This window comes from Rufibacter sediminis (assembly GCF_014269285.1).
Taxonomy (GTDB): domain Bacteria; phylum Bacteroidota; class Bacteroidia; order Cytophagales; family Hymenobacteraceae; genus Nibribacter; species Nibribacter sediminis.
On record NZ_JACOAF010000022.1, the window covers coordinates 194,014 to 218,975 of the forward strand.

The following is a 24,962-nucleotide window of genomic DNA, read 5'->3' on the forward strand; positions in this document are numbered from 1 at the left end:
CCAACCTCCATGAAAAATATAACTCAAAAAACATCCAGATTACTTCTCATAGGTGTGTTCCTGGGGGTTACCGCCACCAGCTGCGACAGCTTTCTTGACCAGGAGCCGCTAGACACCAGAATTGAAGAGACCTTCTATAAAACGCAGGCAGATGCCACCGAAGCCTTGATTGGGGTGTATGATGTTCTCCAGTGGAATACGGTCATCGGGTTCCATCCTACTCCTCTGGTGCTGGATGTCCTTTCCGATGATGCCTATTCAGCGGGCCAGCCTTCCTCAGAGCCCTCGCTGCTGCAGATGGACCGGCACCAGATCCTGACCACCAATGGTGAGGTACAAGGTCTTTGGAAAAAGCACTACATCGGAATTTCGCGGGCCAATACCCTACTCCAGAAAATAGAAGGCATAGAGGCTCCTGAAGATTTCAAGAAAAGAACCATTGCCGAAGCCAAGTTCCTGAGAGCCCACTTCTATCTTGATCTGGTGCGCCTGTTTGAAAACGTTCCCTTGATTTTAGCGCCGCAGATTGCCTCTGAATACAACCAGCCCCAGGCAACGCCTAAAGCAGTCTATGATCAGATTGCGCTGGATTTAACCGATGCGATCGCAGATTTGCCTGCGTCTGACTTACGCACTAGCACCGGCCGGGCCACCAAATGGGCCGCTAAAGCCTTGCTGGCGAAGGCCTACCTGTTCTACAAAGGAGTATACAACCAAGAATTGCAGGCAGGCGGCACCACCGTAAATGCCCAGGCAGCCCTCCAGCACCTGAATGACATCATCGCCTCCAGTGGTCACAACCTTCTGCCTAATTATGCAGACAACTTCACCAGAGCCAATGAGTTCAGCATAGAGTCTGTGTGGGAAATCTCCTACTCAGACGAAAACCCTTGGTTTGACTGGGGCTATGTACAAGGCGGTGAAGGCAACATGCAGCCGCAGCAGCAAGGGCCTCGCATTAAAAACACGGGTATTGAAAACTATCTGGCTGGCTGGAGTACTGCCACTCCCACCCAAGAATTGTATGACGCCTTTGCAGCAAATGACCCGCGCCGAGACGCCACCATCTTAGCTGAAACCGAATTGGCAGGGGGCAAAGACAACCTGAACATTGGATACCAGCACACGGGGTATTTCAGCCAGAAGTACACCACCTCCAAAGAATACAGGCCCTCTGGGGGCCAACTAGAGCTGAACTGGGGAAACAACTACCGCGCCATCCGGTTCTCTGACGTGCTGCTAATGGCTTCTGAACTTATGGTTATGACCGGTACCGGTGACGCACAAGTCCCGTTAACCCGCGTAAGGGCCAGAGTAGGCTTAGCCCCAGTGCCTGCCACCCTGGACAACATCTACCAGGAACGCCGGTTAGAGCTCGCGCTGGAAGGCCACCGGTACTGGGATTTGTTGCGCCGCGGGACCGCTGTAGCCAATGCGGCCATCACGGTTAACCGATCTACCTTGCCAGCTTCCTATGTAGGCACCCTTAGTGATTTCAACCTCCAGTTTAACCCAGCCAGAAAAGGGTTCCTGCCCATTCCGCAGAGTGAAATTGACCTTTCCGCAGGGGTGCTCAAACCAAACGCCGGGTATTAATCTCACATCCTACCAATAAAACATGATCATGAAGAAATATATAACTTATATCACGTTCCTGTTTCTGGCCTCTTTTGTGTGGACAGGCTGTGAACTGGACGACCCGGAGTTAGGCACTCCCCCCACCCCGCAGCAGGTGACCTTTACCCATGCGTATGATACCGAAAACCCCAACATCGTGCATTTTAAAAGTACGGCTCCCGGGTTCAAGGCCATCTGGGATTTCGGGAACGGCAGCAGTGCCGAAGGAGCGGAAGTAGACGGAGCCTACCCTTTGGCCGGCGATTACACGGTGAAGCTCACCATCTACACCAGCGGTGGTTCAGCCAGCAGCAGCAAAACCATCAACATCGAGAAAACCAACCCGCTCATGCTGGATCGGGAAGATTACAATTTCCTTACCGGTGGTGCGAGCCAGTTAGAAGGAAAAACCTGGGTTTTCGCCCCTACTGGTCCTATGAACTTTGGCGGGGAAATCGTCAACGGCGGAAACAACTGGTGGAGCCAGGCCCTGGCAGACCAGAACGACTGCATGAAGGATGACGAATACACGTTCTCCTTAGCCGGTTTCAAGTTTGAGAACAAAAGCAAAGGTGCCATGTGGGGCATCAACAACGGGGCAGAGAACCAATGCGTTCCGCAGCCGGCTACCCCGGTCGCCAGCAACTGGAGCCTATCTCAGGACAATGGCAAGACCATACTATCGGTGAGCAACGGCGAAACCATTGCCTGGGACGATGACCAGGGCACGTATGAAGTCATGGAACTCTCCGAAAACAGGCTCCACATCAGGAAAGTGTGCTGCGGCGGCGCCGGGGTCCGCAACTATGTGCTGGTGCCCAAAGGCTACGCTCCACCGGTGGTTCAGAAGCCGTTCAAAGTAGTAGACATCAACGACACCTTTGACGAGCCGGGCAACTTCACCTGGTCCACCGACCAAGCCGTGTTCATTGAGACCTTCGACAACCCCGCCCAGATAGGCCTCAACACCTCAGACAAAGTGGCCCGCTACACCAAACGCGCCGGCCAAGCCGATGAGTTTGCCAACGTCTTCATTGATCTAGGCTACCGCATTGATTTGTCTCAGCGCCACATCATCAAACTGAAAGTGTTCATGCCCTCCTTCAACGACTACAACGCCATGGGCGGGGCCGAGGACTGGGCCGTCAAAACGCTGCAGAAACAGGTGTCCGTGAAACTCCAGAACTCTTTGCTGGGCGGGAATGCCTACACCACCCAGGCCGAGGTCATCCAACGGGTAACGGAAATGGACCAGTGGGTGGAGCTCACGTTTGACTTCAGCGCCGTGAAAGACCGGACCGATTTTGACAAGATTGTGGTGCAGATTGGGGGCGAAGGGCACTTCAACCCGGGCATCTTCTACCTGGATGATTTCCGCCTGATGCCTTAAACCTTCACTGGAAAGTAAGCCAGAGGCCTTCCGTTTTTGGCTTACTTTCCTAAAAACAGACCTAAAATGCAGAAACTATCTTATTTAGCACTTCTCCTCTGCTTCACCTTGCTGTGCTTACAGGCAGCGGCCCAGACCACCACGTACAATGAATTAATCTGGAGCGACGAGTTTGAGGGCGAAGGCGCGCTTAACCCTACCTGGTGGGGTTATGACCTGGGCAATGGCGATAACGGCTGGGGTAACCGCGAGCTGCAATCCTACACCAACCAGCTGGCCAACGTACGCCAGTCAGACGGCAAGCTGGTGATTGAGGCTCTTAAACAGAATGGCAACTGGACCTCGGGCCGGGTGAAAACCCAGGGCAAATTCGGTTTCACGTACGGGCGGGTGGAGTTCAGAGCCAAGTTGGCCCCGGGCGTGGGCACCTGGCCCGCCCTCTGGATGCTGGGCGAAAGTATCACCACCAAAGGATGGCCTGCCTGCGGCGAAATTGACGTCATGGAATACGTAGACCGGCTACCGGGCAAAGTACAGGCGGCCCTGCACACCCCGTCCAGCTTTGGCAACACCCAGAACGTGGGTTCCACCCAGGTACCCGATGCCACTACCGCTTTCCACGTGTACGCGGCCGAATGGTCTCCCAATGACATCAAGTTCTACGTAGACAACACCTTGTACTACACCTACGCGCCAGCCGTGAAAGACGCCAGAACCTGGCCTTTCACCGAAGACCAGTTCCTCATCATGAACATCGCCGTTGGCGGAAACATGGGCAGCGAGTCTACCCTGGAAAGCAATGGCCTCAAAAACGGAATCGATCCCAGGCTCACCAGCACGCGCATGGAAGTGGACTACGTACGGGTGTACCAGCAATTCAAGGAACTTACGCTCACCGGTCCCGCCATCGTGCGGCCCGCCGCCCAGAACCTTACCTTCAAAACCAGCCGTCTGGCCAACGCCACGTATACCTGGACCCTTCCATCGGGAGCAACAGTGGTCAGCGGGGGAAACTCGCCGGAGGTGGTGGTCAACTGGGGAAACCGGTCTGGGCAGGTGCGGGTGGAGGTGCAACACAACGGCCAGACCTATTCCAAGACCATGACGGTGAAAACCAAGACGGTTCCCAGCGGCACTTCTTTTCTCCTGGAAGGCTTTTCCCCGTTCCCCACCACCCAACTCACCACGTCAGGCGGCACCTTTGAGCTGAGCCAGGCCCCGGAGGCCCTGAAGATTAAGTACCAGGTGACCACGCCCGCCAACCTGCCCAACGTGCTGTATGAACTGGAGAACCCCATAGACATGACGGGGTACCCGGTGCTGGCCGCTGCCGTGAAAACCTTCAATAAAAGCCGAAAGGTCTCGCTACGGCTGGATCTGATGGATGCCGCCGGTAAAGTGACCGGCGGCAATCAGGTATTCAGCCTGGCACCTCTGATTGATGATGGCGAGTTTTACACCTACTATTTCAATTACCAGCCTTTGTTCGGCACCGGTTCTGGCCAGGTAAACCCAGAGGAGATAAGTAAAATCAGGCTTTTGGTGAACTACGGGTTTCTTGGAAGCGCCGGCCAGGACACCCTCTGGCTTGACCACTTCAGCCTTCTGCCCGCCGTTCCTACCCTCCCTAACCGGGCCTCCCACGTAGCCGCCACCCTGGCGGCTACTGGCGTTAAGATAGACTGGCAAGACAATGCCGCCAATGAACAGGGCTTTAAGGTATTCAAGGCCAGCCAGAGCCACGGCGATTACACTCAGATTGCGTCTTTACCCGCCAATACCAGAACCTTTACCGATGCCGCCGGCACCCGGGAGGCCTTCTACAAAGTACAGGGGTTCAACGCCTCCGGCAACGCTGACTTCTCCAACATTGCTACCGTGGCGGGTGTGATCAGCGGAGTCCGGGAAGAGCAGCTTGCCCGGCAAGTGGTAGTGTACCCGAACCCCGCGGCTAACCGGTTTTTCCTGCGGCTGCCCGCCAACCTTAAGATCAAAGCGGTAAGATTGTTCAACGCCAGCAGTCAGGAAGTTCCCCTGGTGGTTTCTTTTGAACGGGGAGAGAAATCCACCGCTGAGGTGCAACCCACCTCGGTACTACCCTCCGGGCTTTACCTCTGTCAGATAGAAACGGAAAACACCGTGTTCACCAAGCGTCTGCTCATCCAGAACCAGCTTTTATAACATTTCCGGCGCTACCTTTGCCTTCTCCAGACCGAGAACCGAAAAGCTACGCCCTTTTTTACCTTACATAAACTCCATGAAAAGATTTACCGTCACCCTGTTGGCCCTTAGTCTTACCTGTGTCACCTTTACTTCTTTCACCACGCCGCCCCCAAAAGAACCCATAGAAAAGCGAGTTGAGGCCCTTTTAGCCAAAATGACCCTAGAAGAGAAAGCAGGTCAGCTCAACTTTGTGGTGGGCGAGATGTTCAATACCGGCCCTACCGCCAACGCTTCGCAACTTACCAAAATCAACGAGTCAATTAAGAAAGGCGAGATCACAGGTTTATTTAATACCCACGGGGCCGAGTACATTGGCAAGCTGCAGCGCATTGCCGTGAAAGAATCCCGCCTGGGCATCCCGCTGTTGATTGGGGCCGATATCATCCACGGCTTCAAAACCATTTTCCCGATTCCGCTGGGCGAATCGGCGAGCTGGGATCTGGCGGCCATTGAGAACGGCGCGCGCGTGGCGGCGCTGGAGTCTACCGCCGGCGGCATCAACCTCACCTTCGCCCCCATGGTAGACATTACCCGCGACTCGCGCTGGGGCCGCACCGCCGAGGGCGCCGGCGAAGACCCGTATCTGGGCTCGCTCATTGCCGCCGCCCGCGTGAAAGGGTTCCAGGGCAAAGACCTGGCCGATCCGCGCACCATGGCGGCCTGCGTGAAGCACTTTGTGGCCTACGGTGCCGCCGAGGCGGGCCGGGATTACAACACCACCGATGTCTCTGAGTACCTGCTGCGCGACGTGTACCTGCCGCCGTTCAAGGCGGCGCTGGATGCCGGCTCAGCTACCCTCATGTCGTCCTTCAATGAGCTGAATGGCGTACCGGCCACCGGTAACATGTTTACCATGCAGCAAATCCTGCGCAAAGAGTGGGGCTTTACCGGCGCGGTGATCTCAGACTGGCAAAACATCACCGAGATGGTGCACCACGGCTATTCCAAAGACCACGCGCAAGCCGCTGAACAAGCCCTGAAAGCGGGCACCGATGTGGACATGATGGGCGATGCGTACCTGCGCTACATCCCGGAGCTGGTGAAAAGCGGCAAACTGGACCAGAAAGTGCTGGACGAATCGGTGCGGAGGGTGCTGTGGCTCAAGTTCAAGCTGGGGTTGTTTGACAAACCAGAACTGTACTCAGACACCAAGCGGGAGAAAAAGGAGATCCGCTCCAAAGAAAACCTGGCCGCTGCGTTTGACATGGCCCGCAAATCCATCGTGCTCCTGAAAAACCAGGGCAACGTGCTTCCGCTCACCGCCAACGTGAAAAGAATTGCGGTCATCGGGCCGCTGGGCAACAACAAAGCTGATATGAATGGCACCTGGTCTTTCTTCGGGGAGGAGCAGCACGCGGTGAGCTTTCTGGAAGGTATCCGGAAATACGCCAAAGGCGCGGAGGTGACCTACGCCCAGGGCTGTGACCTGTATACCAACTCTACCGCCCTGTTCGCCGAGGCCGTGGCCGCCGCCCAGAAAGCCGATGTCGTGATCATGGCCATTGGCGAAAGCGCGGTCATGAACGGCGAAGGCGCCTCCCGCGCCGACATCGGGTTACCCGGCAATCAGCTGGACCTGGTGAAGGAAATCCACAAAACCGGCAAACCTATTGTCGCGCTGGTGAGCAGTGGCCGGGCGCTGGAACTGAACTGGTTGGACCAGAACATCCCCGCCATCCTAGCCACCTGGTCGTTGGGTTCAGAAGCCGGGAACGCCGCCGCGAGCGTGCTGTTCGGGGAGTACAATCCGGCGGGCAAGCTTCCCCTGTCCTTCCCCAGAGCCGTGGGGCAGTTGCCGCTGTACTACAACCACAAAAGCACCGGCCGCATGTACGATGGCAACCATTCCGAGCCGGGCAGCGAACGCGTGTACAAATCCCGCTACCGCGATGTTCCCAACACGCCGCTCTACCCTTTCGGTTACGGCCTGAGTTACACCACTTTCAGCTACGGCAAACCCACGTTGAGCAAGAGCAGCATGTCCGGCAACGAAACCTTAACCATAACGGTAGACGTGACCAACACCGGAAAAGTAGCCGGCGAGGAAGTGGTGCAGCTTTACATCCGCGACCTGGTGGGCAGCACCGCCCGCCCGGTGAAACAGCTCAAGAAGTTCCAGAAGCTTTCGTTTAAGCCCGGCGAGAAGAAAACCGTCACCTTCACCCTGAACGCCGCCGATCTGTCTTTCTGGCGCCAGGACATGACCTTTGGCGCAGAACCCGGCGACTTCAAAGTGATGGTGGGCGGCAACTCCCGAGACGTCCAGGAGCTGCCCTTCACCCTGACTTCCCTGTAAACGGGGCATCGGTTTTAAGCCTCTTTTTCGTAAACGAACCAAAAAACGCCAGCGGGTTGCCGCTGGCGTTTTTGATGATCACCCGTTCCTCTTCTCAGTTTTACGCCTCCCGGAAGTGGTTAGACGAGGCAGGATTAGAATTCTGCCGGATGTTGCTGTTCTTCGCTGCGTTCCGTTTTAGGGCCGTTTTCCGGAAATAAAGCCTAAAATGGCCTACTGGAAAAGCAGCACTTGCGAAGGAGTTACCGTTTGAACGGCGGCTCCGCCTCTGGGTTCCAGACCTGGTGGGCCAGTTCGTTCAGGGCCAGCCGGGCGTATTGAAATCCTTCGGCGAGCTGATGGTAGATCTGGGCTAATTCCAGTTGCGTGGCCAGCCGGTGGTGCGCCGCGGTCCGGAAACTGGTGCGGCCCACTTCTTCATAGAAGGAGAAATCCGGGGCTCCGCGCTGCTGGCGGCGCTCAATCCAGGACCGGAACATCCCCGACAGAAACAAGGCGTAATTCCCGATGTGGACCCTGATCAGGAATGCCTCAGCGGCCGAGGCATTGGCCAGGGCCTCCAGCATCTCCACAATGTAATGGAACTGGTGGGGCAATTTATCATGGGGCGAGTGCAGGTGCTGCACCGTGGAGAAGCGCCAGAGCAGGGCGCCCATGTAATCGGCGAGGTCGCGGTCTTCTATGCCCTGCCGCCGGAGGGCCGTTCGGGCCAGCACGTAGAAATACAGCTGCTGTGAAACCGCCACCTGCCCCGTTTTAGACAACAAGGCCTTGGCTACCGCCTCGTGGTCCAGCATTTCGTCACGGCAGTCGGGGTCACTCAGCAACTCCACCAAACTCACCCGATTACCCTTGTGGGAGAGGGCCCGGGCTACAAACTCAAAATCAGCGGCAGTAAACTGGGCCCGGCAATTCGCTAACACCATGGTTGCTCCTTTCCATTAACACCTACAATGATTTCTCCTGCGTGAACTCTGGCGCTACCAGGGGGCCAGAACTTCTTTCTCTATAAAAACGAAGTAGCATTTTGGAAGGTTATCGGCGGAAGCCAGTTTCGCGTTTTAGGCCTCTTTTCTTAGAAATAGGCCTAAAATGCTCTTCCCCATTCTCTCGCGTCAGTTGAATTATTGGCTTCTCGTAGGGGCAATCCCTTGTGGTTGCCCATTGCTTCTGCGGCCGAAGAGGGCAACCACAAGGGATTGCCCCTACATTGGGTAACGCACGGGATGAGAAGGCTGAGACAAGATATGCCCACCATGTTGCAGCTACTTGCCCGTTTTAGGGCTATTTTTAGGAAAAGAGGCCCAAAACAAAAGCCTGCCCGGCACAACACCAGACAGGCTTTTTCTATTCAGTTATCTGAATTCACTCAATCACTCGCCCACTCCATCAAGCATTAGCCGATGGCCTGCTCCAGGTCAGCGATCAAGTCTTCTACGTCTTCAATGCCCACGCTCAGGCGGATGAGCGAGTCCGACAGGCCACCTTTGAGGCGCTCTACCTGCGGAATGCTGGCGTGCGTCATAGTGGCCGGGTGCCCGCAGAGCGATTCCACGCCGCCCAGTGACTCGGCTAACGCGAAATAGTGCAGTTTCTCCAGCACCTGGATGGCGTCTTCCTGCCGGTCGCCTTTCAGGACGAAGGAAATCATTCCCCCGAAATCGCGCATCTGGTCGCGGGCGATCTGGTGGTTGGGGTGGTTCTCGAAACCGGGCCAGAACACTTTCTCCACCTTGGGGTGCTGGCGCAGGTACTCGGCTACGGCTTTGCCATTTTCGCAGTGGCGCTGCATGCGCACGTGCAGGGTCTTGAGGCCACGCAGCACCAGGAAGCAGTCCTGCGGTCCGGGCGTGCCGCCGCAGGCATTCTGCAGGAACGCCAGGCGCTCGGCCAGTTCATCGTCCTGCACCACAATGGCGCCCATCACTACGTCTGAGTGACCGGCCATGTATTTGGTGAGCGAGTGCATCACAATGTCGGCTCCCAGATCCAGCGGGGTTTGCAGGTACGGCGTGGAGAAGGTGTTGTCCACCACCAGCGTGAGGTTGCGTCGCTTGCAGATCTCGGCGGCGCCTTTGATGTCAATGATGTTGAGCAGCGGGTTGGTAGGCGTCTCCACCCACACCATCTTGGTGTTCTCGGTCACATACTGCTCAATGCTGCTGATGTCGGCCATGGACACGAACTGGAACTTGATGCCGTACTCCTGGAACACCTTGGTGAAGATGCGGTAGGTGCCGCCGTACAGGTCGTTGGTGGCGATGACCTCATCGCCGGGTTTCAGCATTTTGATGATACAGTCTGTGGCGGCCATGCCCGAGGCGAAGCACAGCCCGTGTTTCCCGTTCTCCAGCGCGGCCAGCGCACTTTGCAGCGCGCTGCGGGTGGGGTTGTGGGTACGGGAATATTCATAGCCCTGGTGATCGCCGGGGGAGCGCTGCACGTAGGTAGAAGTCTGGTAGATGGGCGTCATGATGGCGCCGGTGGTTGGGTCTGGCGCTACGCCCGCGTGTATGGTCTTGGTTCCGAATTTCATAGAGTCTTATACGGTGGTCTTGCTGCAAGTTAGAGAAATTGCCTATAAGTTTCCAAGCCGCCCGCGCGTCACCCTCCCTCCCGTTTTACCCGTACTTTCCTAAAAATACCCGATATTCGGACGCTTATGTGGAAGAAACTCCTGCAACAGAACACTGGTACGCTTCTTTATTCTCTTCTTCTGGTGGTGGTTCCGGTGCTGGCCAGCTCTGGCTTAGCCCTTTGGCTCTACCATAACCAGGACTTTCTACAGACGCTGTCGCCGCTGCAGGTGCTCCTGTATTTTCTGGTGGTCTCCCTCACCATGGCCTTTGCCATCACGCCCACTACTTTTGTGGCGCTGGCCACGGGCTTTCTATTCGGCTGGAGCGCTTTCCCCGGCGTAGTGATTTCCTACGGAGTGGCCGCGCTCATTGGCTACGCGGTGGCCCGCCTGATTGACCACGGCAAGATGACGGCTTTCCTGCACCAGTTTCCCAAAGCCGAGGGCGTGATGGACGAATTGCGCGAACACAGCCTGAGCCTGATCATCCTGACCCGCATCTCGCCGGTTCTGCCTTTTGCGTTCATGACCTTTGTCTTGTCCCTGGTGCAGGTGCCCCGGGGTCGGTTTCTTCTGGCGAGTATGCTGGGTATGCTGCCCCGCACGCTCTTCTTTTTCTGGGTGGGCACCCAGGCGCAGGACCTGCTGGCGCTCCTGAAAGACCCCAATGCGGGCACTTCGGGCAAGCTTTTGCTGGGTGCGTTGGTGGTAATCTCCCTGGGCGGGATCTATTTTCTGCTGAACCGCGCCATCAAAAAGGCCTTATCTAGAAGCAGATAGCAATTTTTTAAACTTTTTTTCAGCCGAATGCTTGCGCAGCACCGTAAAAGCTTCTACATTTGCATCATCAAATAACAGGTCACGTAGCTCAACTGGATAGAGCATCTGACTACGAATCAGAAGGTTTGGGGTTCGACTCCCTACGCGACCACACAAAACCGCTTCTAGACAATCTGGGAGCGGTTTTTGTTTTTACCGGGTACGGGTTTCTGCCGCAGCTCTTCCTCCATCCAATGACCACCCTAGAATCTTTCTAAATACCTCTATTCCGCTAGAGGTATTACTAACTTTTGCATATTTTGCAGTATAGTTTTGGCCTTCTTCCGGTGAACTTGCAGCAGACTGAGGATTCATCCATTTCTTATAACTGCATCTTGGAGAATATCTTTTGAAATTCACACGAGGGGCAAACTCCTACTCTATTTAGATATTCTGGCGCGAACTCAACTTACTAAGTTTGCATTATTCCCTATATTGGATATTAGATTAGGTTAGATATAAATCAATAGAAAAAGCAAACCTGCAGCAGCGGCTGAAGGATAATGAGAAGTTGAATAGAGGTACTGAAGGGAAGTAGCGTTTTAGGGAAAAGTGGCTCAAAACAAGTTGAAGTTTAAATCAAATAAAAACATAACCCTTACCTGTATGAAGAACCAGTTAGACTTCAAATCACTCGCAATCGGGTTCCTGAGCGCCGCCCTGCTGATCATGGGCTTCAGCTTCAAGGACAGTTCCCCTGGTCAAGGCGGCAGGTTCCAGACAGAGGTCGGAGTAAACGGCGTGATTGTGTTGGACACGGAGTCTGGAGCCTACATTATCAATACGAACATGGCCAATGTCGGATGGCGTAAGGGTGATTTCGAGACCACACATAAAGTCAGCAAGGATAATTTGGGGAAGTAACTACTGTTCCAGAAGTAAACTCAGCACTACCAAAGTTTGAGCAGCGGCTGAAGGGAGTTGATAGAGGTACTGAGAGGAAAATAGCAGAAGGCTTATAGGCTGATTTCTACAAAACACATGAAAAACGTTATACCCTTCCTTTTGTTCCTGCTGCTTTCTTTTGCGGCAATCTCCTGCTCCGATGACAAGGAAGAGGAGGAGGTTGTGCCATTGCCCGAAAAACTGCAACTCTCCAAATTGACAGTGACTAGCACTGAGCGCCCAGGCTACCCATTGACGGTTACCTTCGACTACCATGGAGAACTATTAAAGTTTTACAAGGAAACGGATACCAACGGCAAGGTTATGGTCAATGCCCTGCTTGACTACGATGATCTGGCCCGCCTGTCCCAGATGGCCTCCCTCATAGACAGCTACCAAAACCCTAGCCCTTCAACAATTGCGGACAAGCGCCAAAACATCACCTATGACGCGAGCGGGAGGTTATCCTTGATAATCTTAACAGAGAAGTGGGCCGGTGACGTTGCCAATTACCACTATACCCTAAACTACCACTTCTCATATGACAATCAGGGGCGCATCAGCTCAATCAGGGAAAGCATGCCGCCATCGCTAGGCATCCAGTCTGACCATGTCTTTGACTATGACGCCAAGGGCAACGTGATCCGGTACCGCATTCACGTAATCAATTCCGGCGTCAAGGAACCTGCTGTGATCGACATGGCTATAACCTATGATGACAAGAAAAACCCTTTCTATAAATTAGGTTCTATCCTTGCCCCCTATGGCCTTCCCCATCCTTATCTCAACAGCTTCATTTACCATCTAAGCCCCAACAACCCGGTTAGTATCAAATACACACAAACTCTTTACACATCAACTCTGGAGTTTACACTTTCATATAGCTATAACAAATCCGGCTATCCCACAGAGATCTATTTTGATGACACTACCCATAAGTTGGAATACTTGGAACAGCAATAAATGTAAGCAATCAATTTCTGGGATCAACCCTTCCTCCAATCCACTACTTATTGCTACTTCTTCATTGATTTGTTCGGCATAAGCCAGAAGCAACACCTTCCAAGTACATAACGTAAACCAAAAGTTTATTCTATTTACAAATTTTTATCTCGATAATGATACAAGGTATTGAGTAGAAGATACTAGCTAGCTCTGCGGTATATACCTATCTGCCTCCTTCTACTTTAGTAGCCGTTTCAGCCAGGGTCATTAGTAAATGAAGAGACTTAACAAGTAAACAAATGCCATATATAAATATGGCTCAATGCTATTCTAACCAAACTTGTTGCGTGAAGGCACCGTTCGCGGCAATGTCCCATAGTTCAAGCCTTACCCATTTTCGGTTCGCCAGATTAACCGTAAATTCAAATTGCTTTTTCCCAAATGCCAAGGTATTATTTAGGCTTATGCGTTCACGGTATACTTCTTTTCCATCGCCTGACACTACCTCCGCAAAGTTCAAGGGGAAGGTCCAATCAGCGGAAAGAACAATCTTTGTCTTGCCGGAGGAAGAGATTTTAGCCGTGTCTCCGGATTTCTTGCCATTAACGGTAAATTCCGGTAGAAGTACCTCTCCGGTGGAGACAAAGAACTTTCCTTGTCGCATTGCATCTAGTACTGGCTGCCACCCGTCTTTAAAATTAGGGACTTTATCAAGCTGCAGGTAATTTACGTTTAAATGGGCGTACATCTCGTTCTGCTCTGTAATCGTAAAGATATCGCTCTCCGCAATCACGTGCTTTTTCAATCCCCAGTTTGCCATATCATCAAGGAGATTGAGGACGCGCTTGCTTAAGGTTGGCAAAGAAAGGTCGGCCGGAATAGCTTTCCACGCTGCTCCCATGAAGGTTTCAGACTTGAAAAAGCCTTCCTCCTTATAGGCATCGGGATATCCGGTTGAAGCCTTCGTGCGGGCGTGCGCGGTCCAGGCAAGGCCGTTCTCCAGCTCTAGCAATTTCAGCATTTCATCTTTGTTCCCTATCCGGTACACCTTCCCGTATTGGGGATGTTCTGAAACAAAAGGCATGTCGGGCTTTCTTGACATAATCCAGTTAACCGGTTTAGGGAAGAAACTTAGCCAATGGCCGCCATAGAAGTTGTTAGGCTCCTCGCCCGGCAACAAAAGGAAGTTATTATCAGAGAGCCGGGCGCATTGTTCATGAAGCGCTTGCAGCTCTTTCAAGCGTTCTTCATCTGGCCCCTTTGGGTGGCCTGGACCGTGGAACTCTCCCAGATGCACAATATTCACCCCGGCTTTTTCAAAGACTTCTTTGAATTCGGGTTTTTCGGGCACAGGTAATCCCTTTAGCACCACATCCATGATAAACTCATTGTGGAAGTGACTGGCCATAGTTTTATAGCCCGGCAGCGGAACATAGGAATCATGATGAGTGAACTTCTTTACTTCCTCTAAAACTGCCGCCGGGCTGCCGGCATTCAGCAAACAGAAATAGTTTAAACGTTGATTGGTTTTAGGCGGTGCGTTAAACCATGGCACGAAACGTCTGTCTCCTAAAGGATCTTGCCGGATGCCAATTCCATAGCCAAGCATCAGGTTTCCATAGTTCTGCCCCCACCAGGTAAACTTTAGATTGAAAGCTTCGTCCAGAGGGTAGAAATATTGGTGGGGAGGAGGAAACAGCGCGATGCTTCCCTCCTTGCTTTGCCCGATGATGGTACGATACTTTACCTCCTGATTTCGTGCAGCCGTTCCATGAGCCACCTTTGCAGTTTGAAGCGTATTCTTCACATCTGACCAGGACACATTCTGCCAAACCTGGGTTTTACTTACCAAACCGGCATCATATAGAATGGCTGTAGAATCAGCTTCTGTAGTCATGACAGCTGCTACATTGAATAAAGGGCTGCCAGTATATAAGGTTATTTCAAGCGCCCCCTTGAAGGAGGCTGCCTGCATACCAGAAATGCGAATGATGGTATGTGCGCCTGAACTGCTTACGCTTGCAGAGCGCTTGTCAAAGCCTAGCAAGTAAGACTTATAAGGCTTCTGAGGAACACGGTCAAAAAACACGTCCCACCCTCCGCTTTTTGGGTCTAAGGTTCTTTTCCCGATGGTAAGAATGAAAGCAGGATCAAGCCCTGCCGCAATTTCTTTAAACCCATCTTTTGACTCCATACCCACGCTTTTAAACAAGGGCATACTCTTTTCAAGATCAAATATTATCCTTCCTTTTCCGTTCTTACCCGCAGGCCATTTAACATCTATCAGCTTACCTTCTACCTGCACCTTTACTCCAGTCCGCTTATTTAACTGAGAGACATCTACAAGGTGCTGTGCACTTAAATCCAATGCACAAACAAAAAATAAAAGAAGAAAACTACCCCATTTTATTAAGAATGAAACCGACTTGTTTTGACAAAAAACCATAGAATAAGAATAGAAGATGGTTAGTGGACAGGTAAACTATAGATAGCAGGCAATTCGCGATGAAGAAGTCAGATCAAAAAACGTTATTAAGAAGCTGCTCTAATTCTTCAGAGCTTATCTTTTTTGCGATGATTCTGCCTTCTCTGTCAATCAAAATATTGTCAGGTATAACTTCTACATTAAACAGGAGAGCCACTTCATTTTGACTTCCTCTTAAATCTGAAACATTCAACCAAGTTAACTTGTCTTGTTCAACAGCCTTTAACCAATTCTTTTGGTTAGCATCCAAAGACACTCCTAAAACCTCAAATCCTTTACTTTTATATTTTTGATATATCCTTATCAGGTTAGGATTTTCTTGTCTACATGGAAGACACCAAGAGGCCCAAAAATTTACAAGAACCCATTTACCCCGAAGGCTGCTTATTGAAATAAGCTTACCATGCAAATCAGTTTGGGCAAAATCCTTGATTGGTGTTTTAACAACAGCCTTATTATTTTTATCAATAATCTTTTTAAGCCTTACCCCATAATAACTGTTCTTGGCCTTTACATCAAAAGCCTCATAAAAAGAGATCAGTTCTTGCTGAGAAAATCCAGGGCTTGCTTGTTCAATGAGAATCATTGAAGCCATTTCTTTGGGATATTGGCTTACAAACCCTCTAAGTGCTTGGATATATTTCTGTTTTTTATCGGTAATACTTTTATGTTCTAAACTGCTTCTGTTCGCGGCGAAAGAATTATAAAAAGAATCAAGCAAAGCGTTTGTCTTTCCACCTCCTAAAACCGTTGAATTGACACTGTAAATTAATTTCCCATTAAAATTCTTTGTTGTCGTATCTACCTGGACATTCAATTCACCTGGTTCTAAAACAAACTCATTATAGTAAACCTGCCTAGAATCTTTTGTTATTAGACTCGCTGGAATGGGAAGGTCAATATCACCTGTAAATGCGAAGATGCCATTTCTTACAAAAGCACTATCTGTCATGTTATTATAGTTCAGATAAATCACCCCATCATAGTCTTTGAATGACCCTTTAATGGCAAATGAATTTTGAACAATAAGTTGATTATAGTAAAACAATAAGAGAACAGAAAGATATTGCAGCATAAAACCAACCTATTTATGTTAGCAGATTTGTCAATCTTATAAATTCACGGATAACTTGTGCCTCTTTGCTAAGCCAAAAGCTTAGGATTATCCTGGTACGTTTTCCAGAGGAACTCCCCGAAGAGCGTATTAGCCCAGGCAAACCAGGAGCGTGTGAAGTTTTTGGGGTCATTCTTGTGGAAAGACTCATGCATGAAGCCGGTCCCGCCGTGGGTCTTTTTCAGGGATTCAATGCAGGTTTTCACTTCCTGAGCATCGGTGGAGGTGAGGCCGCGCATGGTGATGGCCATGGGCCAGATCATGTCCTGCCCCACGTGCGGACCGCCAATTCCCTCGGCGGCGCTGCCTTTAAAGAAGAAGGGGTTGTCCTCTGACAGAATGTATTTGCGCGTGTTTTGGTAAATCGGGTCAGAAACGGGCAAGGCTCCCAGATACGGCAAAGACAAGAGGCTAGGCACGTTGGCATCGTCCATGAAGTAACTATTCCCGAAACCGTCTACCTCAAAAGCGTAAATTCTGCCGTGCTGCGGATGATCCACCACTGCGTGGGTTTGCAAGGCTTTCTCCACCTCCGAAGCCATGCTCAGCAAAGCATCTGCGGTGCCCTTGTCTTTGGCGATGGCGTTCATCATCTCGGCGGCTTGCCGTAAACTCACCACCGCAAAGAAATTAGAAGGAACCAGGAAGGAATAAATGGTGGCGTCATCGCTGGGCCTAAATGCAGAGCAGATCAAGCCCACGGGTTTTACCGGAAAACCGTAACCGCCCATGGGCAACGTATCAGTGGGGGCATGGGTGACGCGCTGGAATTTGTAAGGACCCAGGTTCTCTTTTCGTTGCTGTTCTTTAAAGGTTTTGTGAATGGTTTTGATGGCCTGCTGCCATTGGGCATCAAACGGCTTGGTGTCGCCGGTTGCCTTCCAGTAATGATAAGCCAGCCTGATGGGGTAACACAAGGAATCAATCTCCCACTTGCGCTCGTGCACCCCAGGCTTCATGTTGGTTAAATCCGTCTTCCACTCCCCTACCTTGTTTTCATCACCGTAGAACGCATTCGCATACGGATCTTTCAGAACATAGGTAGTTTGTCGATTGATGACGCCGGCCACCAATTGCCGCAGCGGCTCGTCCTTCTTCAGGAACTGGAGGTACGGCCACATCTGGGCCGAGCTGTCGCGCATCCACATGGCGTCAATATCGCCGGTGATGACGTAAGTATCGGGCTTGCCATTGTTGTTTCGGTAGGTCACGGTGGTGTCCAGCGTGCTGGGGAAACAGTTCTCAAACAGCCAGCCCAGTTCTTTGTCCTTCACATTCTTCCGAAACTCCTTGATAGCTGCCTCCACGGATTTGCTCTGGAAGTTACGCTTGGCCGCCGGAACCCGCACCACCGGAAAATCAGCGGTTGAGGCGAATAAAGACATGGGGGCAATGACGGCTCCTGCGCCTAAAACGGCCGAGCTTTGGATGAAAGTTCTCCTGTTCATGTAGGTTGAATTGTTTGAATATCGATTGAATTAACTTCTCCTGTTTCCTAGGTAAGCCTATTTGATTTTCTGCTTCGTTACGCCTTCCTTCGTGATTTTAACTGGCTGGATAAAGCCTTTCTCGTCAAAGGTCATGCGGTCAATGCAGGTCACCCGATGGTCCCTACCGGTATCGCCCAGGGGTCTTCTGTGGTAGACAATGTACCAGTCCTTTGACTTGGGATCATGCATGATGGAGTGGTGCCCGGCGCTGGTGGCTACCTGCGGGTCTTGCGCCAGAATGGTGCTGATGCGCTTGAAAGGTCCCATGGGAGAATCAGCAATGGCGTAGGCCACGCGGTAGTCAGGTCCGCCCCAGCCGCCTTCTGACCACATGAAGTAATACTTGCCGTTCTTCTCAAACATGAAAGGACCTTCTACATAGCCCTCAGGCGTGATTTCCTTAAAAGTGGTTCCGTCTTCAAAGGGCGTGAAGCCGGTGAAATCATCCTTCAACTTGGCGATGTTGCAGTGCCGCCAACCGCCGTAGATCATGTAGTATTGCCCGTCTTTGTCTTTGAACACGAACTGGTCAATGGGCTGGGCACCGTTGTGGAATTTGTCGATCAGCGGCTTGCCCAGATAATCTTTGAAAGGGCCTTCCGGTTTATCGGAGACGGCTACGCCGATGCCTCCTACTTCATTATCGCTCTGGATATCGTTCGCCCCGAAAAACAGGAAGTACTTGCCTTTTTTCTCCACTACGGCCGGGGCCCAGATGGCTTTATGCGCCCATTTCACCCCTGTGGTGTCCAGGATGCGGGCGTGCTTGGTCCAGTTCACCAGATCCGGGGATGAGAAGGCATCAAAGAACACCTGCTTCTCATAAACCGCCGAAAAGGTGGGGTAAATCCAATACTTCTTCCCGAAGATGGCCCCCTCCGGATCGGCGTACCAACCAGGGAAAACCGGATTGCCCGAGGTGGTTTTTTCATTGGTTTTGGCCGCTTTCTTAGAAGCTGTTTTAGGGACGTTTTGGGAAAAAGCCGGCAGAAACGCAGCAGACAGAAGACTAAAGAGAACTAACTTTTTAAGCGATACTTGTAAAGGCATAGTCGTACGTGAAAATTTAGAAAAGCTACCTGCCCTTTTCCGGAAGGCAGCTTAATTGAGGATTAAAGTCCTACAAAATAGGCATTGTAGCGGACTGTTTTACAGGAGAATAAACAGAATCTATTTGGCATTGGAACTCTGCAGCGATCCGTTGTCCAACTTCTGCTCCAGCAATTTCAGGAAGTAACCGCCCACTACTGAACGGGCCCTGAAGTTAGGCACCTCAGCATTGGTGGTCTCGTGCCAGTCACTAATGGGAATTCTGGCCGGAGTTTCGTTCGCGTATTTCCAAACCGGGGCAATGATGGCTTTGAAATCCTGGGGGTTATCGGCGAGGGTAGCGGTCCAGACAATCCAGTCAGACTTGGTGTAGGTTTTGCGGCTGTCCAGCGGCAAGCCGTAGGTGCCTTGCTTGGTGAGGTAATACTTCACCTCCGTTTTCCGCACGTTTTCCGGAAAGATGTTCAAATCCAGGATCGTGTCCCAGGCGAGGTTGTATTTTTGGCTCCAGGTGCCAGGTTTCTCAAAGGCTAAGGTGTAATGGTCTCCGTCCTGGGCCAGTTTCATCCATTTCTGCGCCATCTCTTTGGCGTCGTTGGTGTATTGTTTGGCCACATCGGCTTTGCCCAACATGCCTGCCATCATGCCGTAAGCGGCCAGAGCCTCAATGGCTTTCACCGAAAGGTTCGCGTTACGGGCCAGGTGCCCGGCAAAATCATCAGTGGACAATTGGTTCTCGGGGTCAAAACCGCTTTTCTTCAGGTATTCGGCCCAGGTGGTTAAAGTTTGCCAGTGCTTTTGGGCGTAGTTGGCGTTGCCTTCCACTTTCGCGATGGCAGCCGCCAGAATAAGCATGTTCCCAGCTTCCTCTACAGGCATGTCCTCGCCGTAAATCTGGCCGTTTGCCACCGGATAGGTTCCTAAATCATGGGCCGGATACGGCTTCTTCCATTGTCCGCTCTCGCTGTAATAGAAGATGCCATTCAGCATGCCTTTCAACAGTTCTGGGTTATAGGCCAGGAACAAAGGCGCGGAAGGATAGGTCACATCTACCGTGTTAATGAACCCACCACTGAAGTTCTCTTTGGACAAAAATAAAGTCTCGCCGGTTGGGCTTTTCACCAACGTGTGCGCCGAGATGGCCTGACGATAGGCTAATTCGCATAAATCAGCGTATTCTTTGCCACCTGCTTTTTCGGCATCCTGGTACATCTGTTTGTCAAAGGCCTGGCACTGCTGAATAATTTTCGCGTAGTCGGTGGAGGCCTGCGCTAGTTGCTTTTCAATGGTAGCCGAGGCATTGTTTTTCCACCACGGCTTCAGGTTCTGCTTGAAATATTGCACTGAGTACAGTTCATCGTACCCTAGCATGAATACCTGCTCTTTGGCGGTAGTCCCTACTTTACCCAACGGCACAATGGTGCTCAAAACCAGGCTTCTTCCCTCCTGCGTGTTCTGCGGATTACCAACTGAGGCGGAGATAAACGGAGTCGCTTCTTTGCCTACCGGCGACACGTACTGAACGGCTTTGGCAGCCGCCGGAACCGCTACATACAGATAGCCCCAGTCAATGCGCACGTTGTCTCCTTTTTTCTGGAGCATGGGTTGCTCTTTGGTACCGGCTTTCAGAATAGAAAGTTTTTCTGAAGTGTACTCCTGGCTTATGACTTCCTGCTCCGGGGTATTCACGGCCAGATCTGACGAAGCTCCAAAGTACAACTGCACGTCATGCGCGGCCTTGTCGTTTGACTTGGTCTTCACCGAAACATAGGTCACCGGGCGGGCCAGCACGTCCAGGTTGTTCAGCAGCAACGGCGAAGTGAAGGTAGCGGTGACGTCCACTTTTCCGCAGGTGAACTGGTAAATGGTTTGGGTAGCGTTCAGTTGCACGCTTTTCTGCACGGCAGGCGTCACTTTGGCATAGGCTTTAGACGTTTCTTCCCGTACAATCCCAGCATCTAACCAGCGGCCACCGGCGGTATTGGCCACGTGAATGGCCAACACGTTTCCTTCTTTCTTCAGCTTTTTAGCGATGGCGGCAGGCAGCGGAATGTACTCGTATTTGTGGGTCCAGCCGGAAAGGCGGTACACTTCCTCGCCGTTCAAATACACTTCCACGTTGTCGTCATGGCTCAGTTTTAGGTACAGGTTTTCGGTGCCTGCATCGTCCAGGGAGAAAGTTCTGCGCACCCATAGGTTGCTGCTTTCCCAGAGGGTCTTAGCGCGGGCTTTATCATCTCCGAACGGAGCGGCTCCGGTTTTCCAGGAGGCGGCATTAAATTGGGGGTTCATCCAACCGGCTCCGGGCTCATTCTCTGTGTAGGTGAACGAATACGGCTTCTCATCGGCGGCCGCCACCACGGTACGGTAGGCTTTGGCTTCCTTGCCCAGGAAACGGTACACCTGCCCATCTACTTTCACCATTCCGGTGAGGGCAGCCTCCTGCCCGGTCCAGTGTTTTGTGGGCGATTTTGCCAATTCATCGCCAAAAGACCATACACTAAAATAGGTATTATGCGTGACCAAAGGGTAAGCCGGTGCCCGTAGGTTTTGCGCCTGAAGCACCACCTGCGGCAACCAGAAGAGAAATAGAAATACGCCGATTTTTCTCATAAAAGCAGATATAACGTTGGATTGATTATCAATAGGAAATCTTGGATGGGCAGGCTTACCAATTCACCTGCACCTTTATGCCTTTGCTGTCATTTTCGAACTGCACCAGGTAGGTGTTGGTCTCTTTGTGCCAGGCCGTCTGCACGTCGGTGAGTTTCTGTCCTCCGGCATCGGTAAGGGTGATGGTCTTGGGTTCAGCGGGAAGTACCATGCGCATGGCGTTTCTGGTGTTGGAAGGGCTTTTGGTCAGGAAGGAATAAGCCGTTTTGCCTTTCTTCTCTTCGTACACCCGAGAGGCGGCACACAGCACTGCGGGTTCTTTTTTGTTTTTCAGGCGGGTGAGGTTATAGAGGTAGGCTTGCTGTCCGGGCTTCACTATTTTCTCGGGCAAGACCGGCAACGCAGGGTCAAACAAATCCACTACTGGACCCGGTATTCTCAAGGGAGCATCACCCATGCTTTCGTCTAGAACCGCGGCAATGTCATAGGGCCCGCGTTGCAGAAGGAAGTGGTTCTTTGTAGTGACCTTTCCTGCTTTGGCATCCGTTTCGTAGGCGTTTTTCACCAAAGAGATGAAATCGGTATCCTGCTTAGCTTGCAGCACCAGTTCTTTGGGATCGCGGCGCAGGAGGTACACTTTTCCTTTGCCCACTGCATAGCTTTGCTTCCCTGAAGCCTCGGAAATACCTAGCTGCTCCAAGAGGTGTTCTGAAGGCACCTTATAGGTTTTGCCTCCCGTATTCCACCATTCTTTTACCGTCTGAAATGGGTCCTGGTCCCGACCCACGTACACCAACACGCCGCCGTTTTTGACCCATTTAGCCAAAATCTCGTGTGAAACAGGCGACATTGGTTTCATGTTGGCGTAGCTCATGATGAGTACTTTGGTGTTCTTCAGGGTTTGATCCAGGCCCAGGTTTTCCATGTGCACCGTGCCTACCGGAATGCCCTGTTTCAGGAGGGGCATCACCATGCCGTAGAAGTTAGAAAGCTGCGGGTCTTCATAGCCTTTGTGCGTGGGGAACCGCTGGAACATCATGGAATTGGCCAGCAGGATGTCAATGCCTTTAGTGCCGCTCACCTGGTTTGAGGACAGGGGCATGTCGTTGAGGGAATTCACCATCACCTGCATCTGGGTGGCGTAGGTTCTGGGGATGGGCTGCGTTTCATTGCTGTTTTCCATCTTGAACTTACCCAGGTAAATGCGCTTGGGCCAGGGCATCACCTCATAGGAAGCCACCGTGGGGTACAGCAGTTGCGCGGTGAACGTGGCTTCGTAGTTTCGTTTGTAGTCGTCCCAGGTTTGGCGGCGGTCTTCAATAGGATCGGTGAGGAAAAACATTTTGCGGCCGGTGGGCGCGGTCATGGACACCATGGAGCCGTACTCCAGGAAGGCATTCTCAAACACGCGCTCCTTCAGGACGCCGTTGAAGTGGATAGGCTCCCGAGAGGTACCCGTCCAGACCTGCGCAATATAGCCGTCCATTCCCTCCAGATTCGCCAGGCTGGCTTCCGGACTCACTATGGCCCAGGAGGAATAGTTGATGAGCGAGTGCGTGGGCACGTAACACTTGACGGTAACACCCTTGCTTTGGCTGTAGGACCGCACATAGGCGAACACCTCTTTCAGGGCGTTGAAGTAGAGCTGGTATTTCAGTTTGGAGGAAAGGTAGGTCGCCTCGGGAGATTCGTCCTGCGCCATCCAGGGGAAGCCGTACTGTTTTTCCCATTCTTTTTTGAAAGAAGGCCCATAACCGGCGCGGGCCCAGAACTCCGGTTCCTCCAGGTGCACGGCGGTGACTCCGGCATCAATGGCTCTTTTCACCAGCTCCTTCATATAGGTGAGGTAGGTGGCCGAGGGTACCACGTAGGGCACGTCTTTGCCGTGCCAGATGGTCTCGCCGTTCTTCATCACCTGGCCGTCTTCCCAGTGGGTTTTGCCGTCGTACTTTCCGGTGAAGTAGTCCTGGTACTCTCCCCAAGCGATGCCGGTCATGAAATGTACTTTGTAGCCTTTGTCGCGCCAGCTTTTCACGCGGCCCTCAAAGTCACCGCCTGCATCATTAATGCCGTAGACAATCGCCACATCTGAGCGCACATCATAGTCCGCCGCCCAGGCATCGGCAATCTGGAAAGCGGTTTTCTCGCCATCGGGTTTGGGGGCTTTCTGCTGTGCATAACTCGTCATTCCCAATAGCAGGGCACCACTCAGAAAAAAAGCAACTCTTGATTTCAGGACCATGGGGTTACGGTTGAAAGCGTTTAGGTAAACTCAAGCTATTCCTTGGGAGGGCACACCTGCATCATGCCCACCACGCTGCTAGCCTCATAGGACTGGATAGTGCCAGTTGGGCAAGCCACCCGGTAGTCCCTGAAAGTGAGATCCCGCGTCTTGTCCCGATTTTTCCAAGCAAGGGTGATGTTATCCTGAATCCAGGGCAGGTACTGGGGCTGGTTCGCGTCTTTGATGAGCATCATAATGTAGCGCCCGAAAATAGCTTTCAACACCCCTTGCTCGTTCCAGTCGCCCTCGGCGGGCAGGATTCCCTTGGCATCGCTCATTTTCTGCTTCGTGTAATCGGCGGCCAATTTGGCATCGGTGAGGTAAGACTCTGTGCCGGTGGCTTTGTACAGCATCACGGCGGCCCCAATGCAGGTTCCCTGGTTGTAGGTATAATCGCTCCAGCCTACATTGCCTTGGGCCACGTGAATGTTATCGGCCACCCGGCCATTGTTGAAGAGATTGGCCCTTGACCAAGCGTAGATATTCTTGGCTTTGTCCAGGTACTGCTCGTCTTTGGTGATCTTGTAGAGCTCCATGGCGGCAATGACCGTGGGGTAATTAATGCAGGCGTTCTTGCCGTCTTTGGCGAAATTCCAGAACATGCCGCCGTTTACCGGATCATAGGATCTGCCCCAAACGTTTTGGAACCCTTCTTTGGCTTTGTCCAGATACACTTGGTTTCCGGTGATCTGGTGCGCTCTGGCCAACGAAATGATCCACCACATCATGTCATCGTAGATAAACCATTCGGTGGTGTTGTTCCAGTTATAGCCGTCGTATTCCTGAAAGCCGCCCTGGTACATGTCATTCACCAACTTCAGCTGGTTAACGTCTTTGGTGCGGTTGTAAGCGTCCATGGCGATGTCCCAGTAAATGGCCTGCGTCCAGATGGCACCTAAACCTGTCTTAGCCGAAGTGCTGTAATACAGTTTTGCCTCCGGATTGTAAAAATGGGCGTTAAACGCAGTATAGGCAGTGGTTACATCAGCTGCGGTGAAAGAAGCCGTTTCGGTGGGCTTGGTAGGAATTACTTCCTCCTCTTCTTCTTTCTCGCTCCCGCAACCAAGGAACAGCAGCACCAACGCGGCCAAAGTAAAATATTGTAGCTTTTTCATCTTCTAGAATTTACATGTTGATTGATTAGATGCGCTTCCCAATTGAACCCACCCGCTG

The 24,962-nt window shown here is 52.0% G+C and carries 16 protein-coding genes and 1 tRNA gene; 8 read left to right on the plus strand and 9 right to left on the minus strand.

All coding sequences use genetic code 11. The features are described 5' to 3' along the window. Window positions 1-9 precede the first annotated feature (9 nt). From H7U12_RS09995 to bglX, 4 genes are all read left to right on the plus strand, one after another. Window positions 10-1,596: a RagB/SusD family nutrient uptake outer membrane protein gene (locus H7U12_RS09995; protein ID WP_186636828.1), complete on the plus strand. Its 1,587-nt coding sequence runs from the start codon at window positions 10-12 to the stop codon at window positions 1,594-1,596. 28 nt (window positions 1,597-1,624) lie between these two features. Then, window positions 1,625-3,007, plus strand: a complete 1,383-nt coding sequence (locus H7U12_RS10000; RefSeq protein ID WP_186636830.1) for a PKD domain-containing protein — start codon at window positions 1,625-1,627, stop codon at window positions 3,005-3,007. A 66-nt stretch (window positions 3,008-3,073) separates the two neighbouring features. After that, complete coding sequence (locus H7U12_RS10005; protein WP_186636842.1) at window positions 3,074-5,188, plus strand: family 16 glycosylhydrolase; 2,115 nt, start codon at window positions 3,074-3,076, stop codon at window positions 5,186-5,188. Window positions 5,189-5,264: 76 nt separating this feature from the next. Then, on the plus strand, window positions 5,265-7,526 hold the full coding sequence (gene bglX / locus H7U12_RS10010) for a beta-glucosidase BglX (RefSeq protein WP_186636844.1): 2,262 nt from the start codon (window positions 5,265-5,267) through the stop codon (window positions 7,524-7,526). A gap of 242 nt (window positions 7,527-7,768) precedes the next feature. Here the strand turns inward: bglX and H7U12_RS10015 are convergent, their stop codons facing one another. Beyond that, window positions 7,769-8,452: a hypothetical protein gene (locus H7U12_RS10015; RefSeq protein ID WP_186636846.1), complete on the minus strand. Its 684-nt coding sequence runs from the start codon at window positions 8,450-8,452 to the stop codon at window positions 7,769-7,771. Window positions 8,453-8,922: 470 nt separating this feature from the next. Beyond that, entirely contained in the window at window positions 8,923-10,062 is a 1,140-nt protein-coding gene (locus tag H7U12_RS10020; protein WP_186636860.1) for a cystathionine gamma-synthase, read from the minus strand. Between the two features lie 126 nt (window positions 10,063-10,188). On the opposite strand from H7U12_RS10020, the gene H7U12_RS10025 reads away from it, so the two are divergent. The 4 genes from H7U12_RS10025 to H7U12_RS10040 all read left to right on the plus strand — a co-directional run bounded on the left by H7U12_RS10025 (window position 10,189) and on the right by H7U12_RS10040 (window position 12,771). Next, the gene (locus tag H7U12_RS10025) at window positions 10,189-10,884 is read left to right on the plus strand and encodes a TVP38/TMEM64 family protein (protein WP_186636862.1); all 696 of its coding nucleotides are present in this window, start codon (window positions 10,189-10,191) and stop codon (window positions 10,882-10,884) included. 77 nt (window positions 10,885-10,961) lie between these two features. Beyond that, window positions 10,962-11,035, plus strand: a tRNA-Arg gene (locus H7U12_RS10030). A gap of 494 nt (window positions 11,036-11,529) precedes the next feature. Then, window positions 11,530-11,787 carry a hypothetical protein gene (locus H7U12_RS10035; RefSeq protein WP_186636864.1) on the plus strand — a complete coding sequence of 86 codons (258 nt, stop codon included), beginning with the start codon at window positions 11,530-11,532 and terminating at the stop codon, window positions 11,785-11,787. Window positions 11,788-11,904: 117 nt separating this feature from the next. After that, window positions 11,905-12,771 carry a hypothetical protein gene (locus tag H7U12_RS10040; RefSeq protein ID WP_186636866.1) on the plus strand — a complete coding sequence of 289 codons (867 nt, stop codon included), beginning with the start codon at window positions 11,905-11,907 and terminating at the stop codon, window positions 12,769-12,771. 307 nt (window positions 12,772-13,078) lie between these two features. On the opposite strand, the gene H7U12_RS10045 is transcribed toward H7U12_RS10040, so the two are convergent. From H7U12_RS10045 to H7U12_RS10075, 7 genes are all read right to left on the minus strand, one after another. Next, window positions 13,079-15,199 (minus strand): CehA/McbA family metallohydrolase domain-containing protein, encoded by a 2,121-nt coding sequence (locus tag H7U12_RS10045; protein WP_186636868.1) that lies wholly within the window; start codon window positions 15,197-15,199, stop codon window positions 13,079-13,081. A gap of 73 nt (window positions 15,200-15,272) precedes the next feature. Continuing rightward, window positions 15,273-16,313 carry a TlpA disulfide reductase family protein gene (locus H7U12_RS10050; protein ID WP_186636870.1) on the minus strand — a complete coding sequence of 347 codons (1,041 nt, stop codon included), beginning with the start codon at window positions 16,311-16,313 and terminating at the stop codon, window positions 15,273-15,275. Window positions 16,314-16,381: 68 nt separating this feature from the next. Continuing rightward, a complete protein-coding gene (locus H7U12_RS10055; protein ID WP_186636876.1) occupies window positions 16,382-17,800 on the minus strand; it encodes a glycoside hydrolase family 125 protein in 1,419 nt (472 codons plus the stop codon). A gap of 57 nt (window positions 17,801-17,857) precedes the next feature. Continuing rightward, window positions 17,858-18,892, minus strand: coding sequence for a glycoside hydrolase family 43 protein (locus tag H7U12_RS10060; protein WP_186636880.1), 1,035 nt, complete (start codon window positions 18,890-18,892; stop codon window positions 17,858-17,860). A 120-nt stretch (window positions 18,893-19,012) separates the two neighbouring features. Next, on the minus strand, window positions 19,013-21,505 hold the full coding sequence (locus tag H7U12_RS10065; RefSeq protein WP_186636883.1) for a glutaminase family protein: 2,493 nt from the start codon (window positions 21,503-21,505) through the stop codon (window positions 19,013-19,015). Between the two features lie 55 nt (window positions 21,506-21,560). Continuing rightward, a complete protein-coding gene (locus tag H7U12_RS10070; protein ID WP_186636885.1) occupies window positions 21,561-23,693 on the minus strand; it encodes a hypothetical protein in 2,133 nt (710 codons plus the stop codon). A gap of 89 nt (window positions 23,694-23,782) precedes the next feature. Continuing rightward, window positions 23,783-24,904, minus strand: coding sequence for a glycoside hydrolase family 76 protein (locus H7U12_RS10075; RefSeq protein WP_186636887.1), 1,122 nt, complete (start codon window positions 24,902-24,904; stop codon window positions 23,783-23,785). Between the last annotated feature and the right edge of the window lie 58 nt (window positions 24,905-24,962).

Excerpts from the sequence above, each read along its gene's own strand:
- H7U12_RS10065 (WP_186636883.1), bottom strand. The coding sequence starts at position 21,505 with ATGAGAAAAATCGGCGTATTTCTATTTCTCTTCTGGTTGCCGCAGGTG.
- H7U12_RS10070 (WP_186636885.1), bottom strand. The coding sequence starts at position 23,693 with ATGACGAGTTATGCACAGCAGAAAGCCCCCAAACCCGATGGCGAGAAA.
- H7U12_RS09995 (WP_186636828.1), top strand. The coding sequence starts at position 10 with ATGAAAAATATAACTCAAAAAACATCCAGATTACTTCTCATAGGTGTG.
- H7U12_RS10040 (WP_186636866.1), top strand. The coding sequence starts at position 11,905 with ATGAAAAACGTTATACCCTTCCTTTTGTTCCTGCTGCTTTCTTTTGCG.
- H7U12_RS10000 (WP_186636830.1), top strand. The coding sequence starts at position 1,625 with ATGAAGAAATATATAACTTATATCACGTTCCTGTTTCTGGCCTCTTTT.
- H7U12_RS10025 (WP_186636862.1), top strand. The coding sequence starts at position 10,189 with ATGTGGAAGAAACTCCTGCAACAGAACACTGGTACGCTTCTTTATTCT.
- H7U12_RS10005 (WP_186636842.1), top strand. The coding sequence starts at position 3,074 with ATGCAGAAACTATCTTATTTAGCACTTCTCCTCTGCTTCACCTTGCTG.
- H7U12_RS10050 (WP_186636870.1), bottom strand. The coding sequence starts at position 16,313 with ATGCTGCAATATCTTTCTGTTCTCTTATTGTTTTACTATAATCAACTT.
- H7U12_RS10060 (WP_186636880.1), bottom strand. The coding sequence starts at position 18,892 with ATGCCTTTACAAGTATCGCTTAAAAAGTTAGTTCTCTTTAGTCTTCTG.
- H7U12_RS10020 (WP_186636860.1), bottom strand. The coding sequence starts at position 10,062 with ATGAAATTCGGAACCAAGACCATACACGCGGGCGTAGCGCCAGACCCA.
- H7U12_RS10045 (WP_186636868.1), bottom strand. The coding sequence starts at position 15,199 with ATGGTTTTTTGTCAAAACAAGTCGGTTTCATTCTTAATAAAATGGGGT.
- H7U12_RS10015 (WP_186636846.1), bottom strand. The coding sequence starts at position 8,452 with ATGGTGTTAGCGAATTGCCGGGCCCAGTTTACTGCCGCTGATTTTGAG.
- H7U12_RS10075 (WP_186636887.1), bottom strand. The coding sequence starts at position 24,904 with ATGAAAAAGCTACAATATTTTACTTTGGCCGCGTTGGTGCTGCTGTTC.
- H7U12_RS10035 (WP_186636864.1), top strand. The coding sequence starts at position 11,530 with ATGAAGAACCAGTTAGACTTCAAATCACTCGCAATCGGGTTCCTGAGC.
- H7U12_RS10055 (WP_186636876.1), bottom strand. The coding sequence starts at position 17,800 with ATGAACAGGAGAACTTTCATCCAAAGCTCGGCCGTTTTAGGCGCAGGA.
- bglX (WP_186636844.1), top strand. The coding sequence starts at position 5,265 with ATGAAAAGATTTACCGTCACCCTGTTGGCCCTTAGTCTTACCTGTGTC.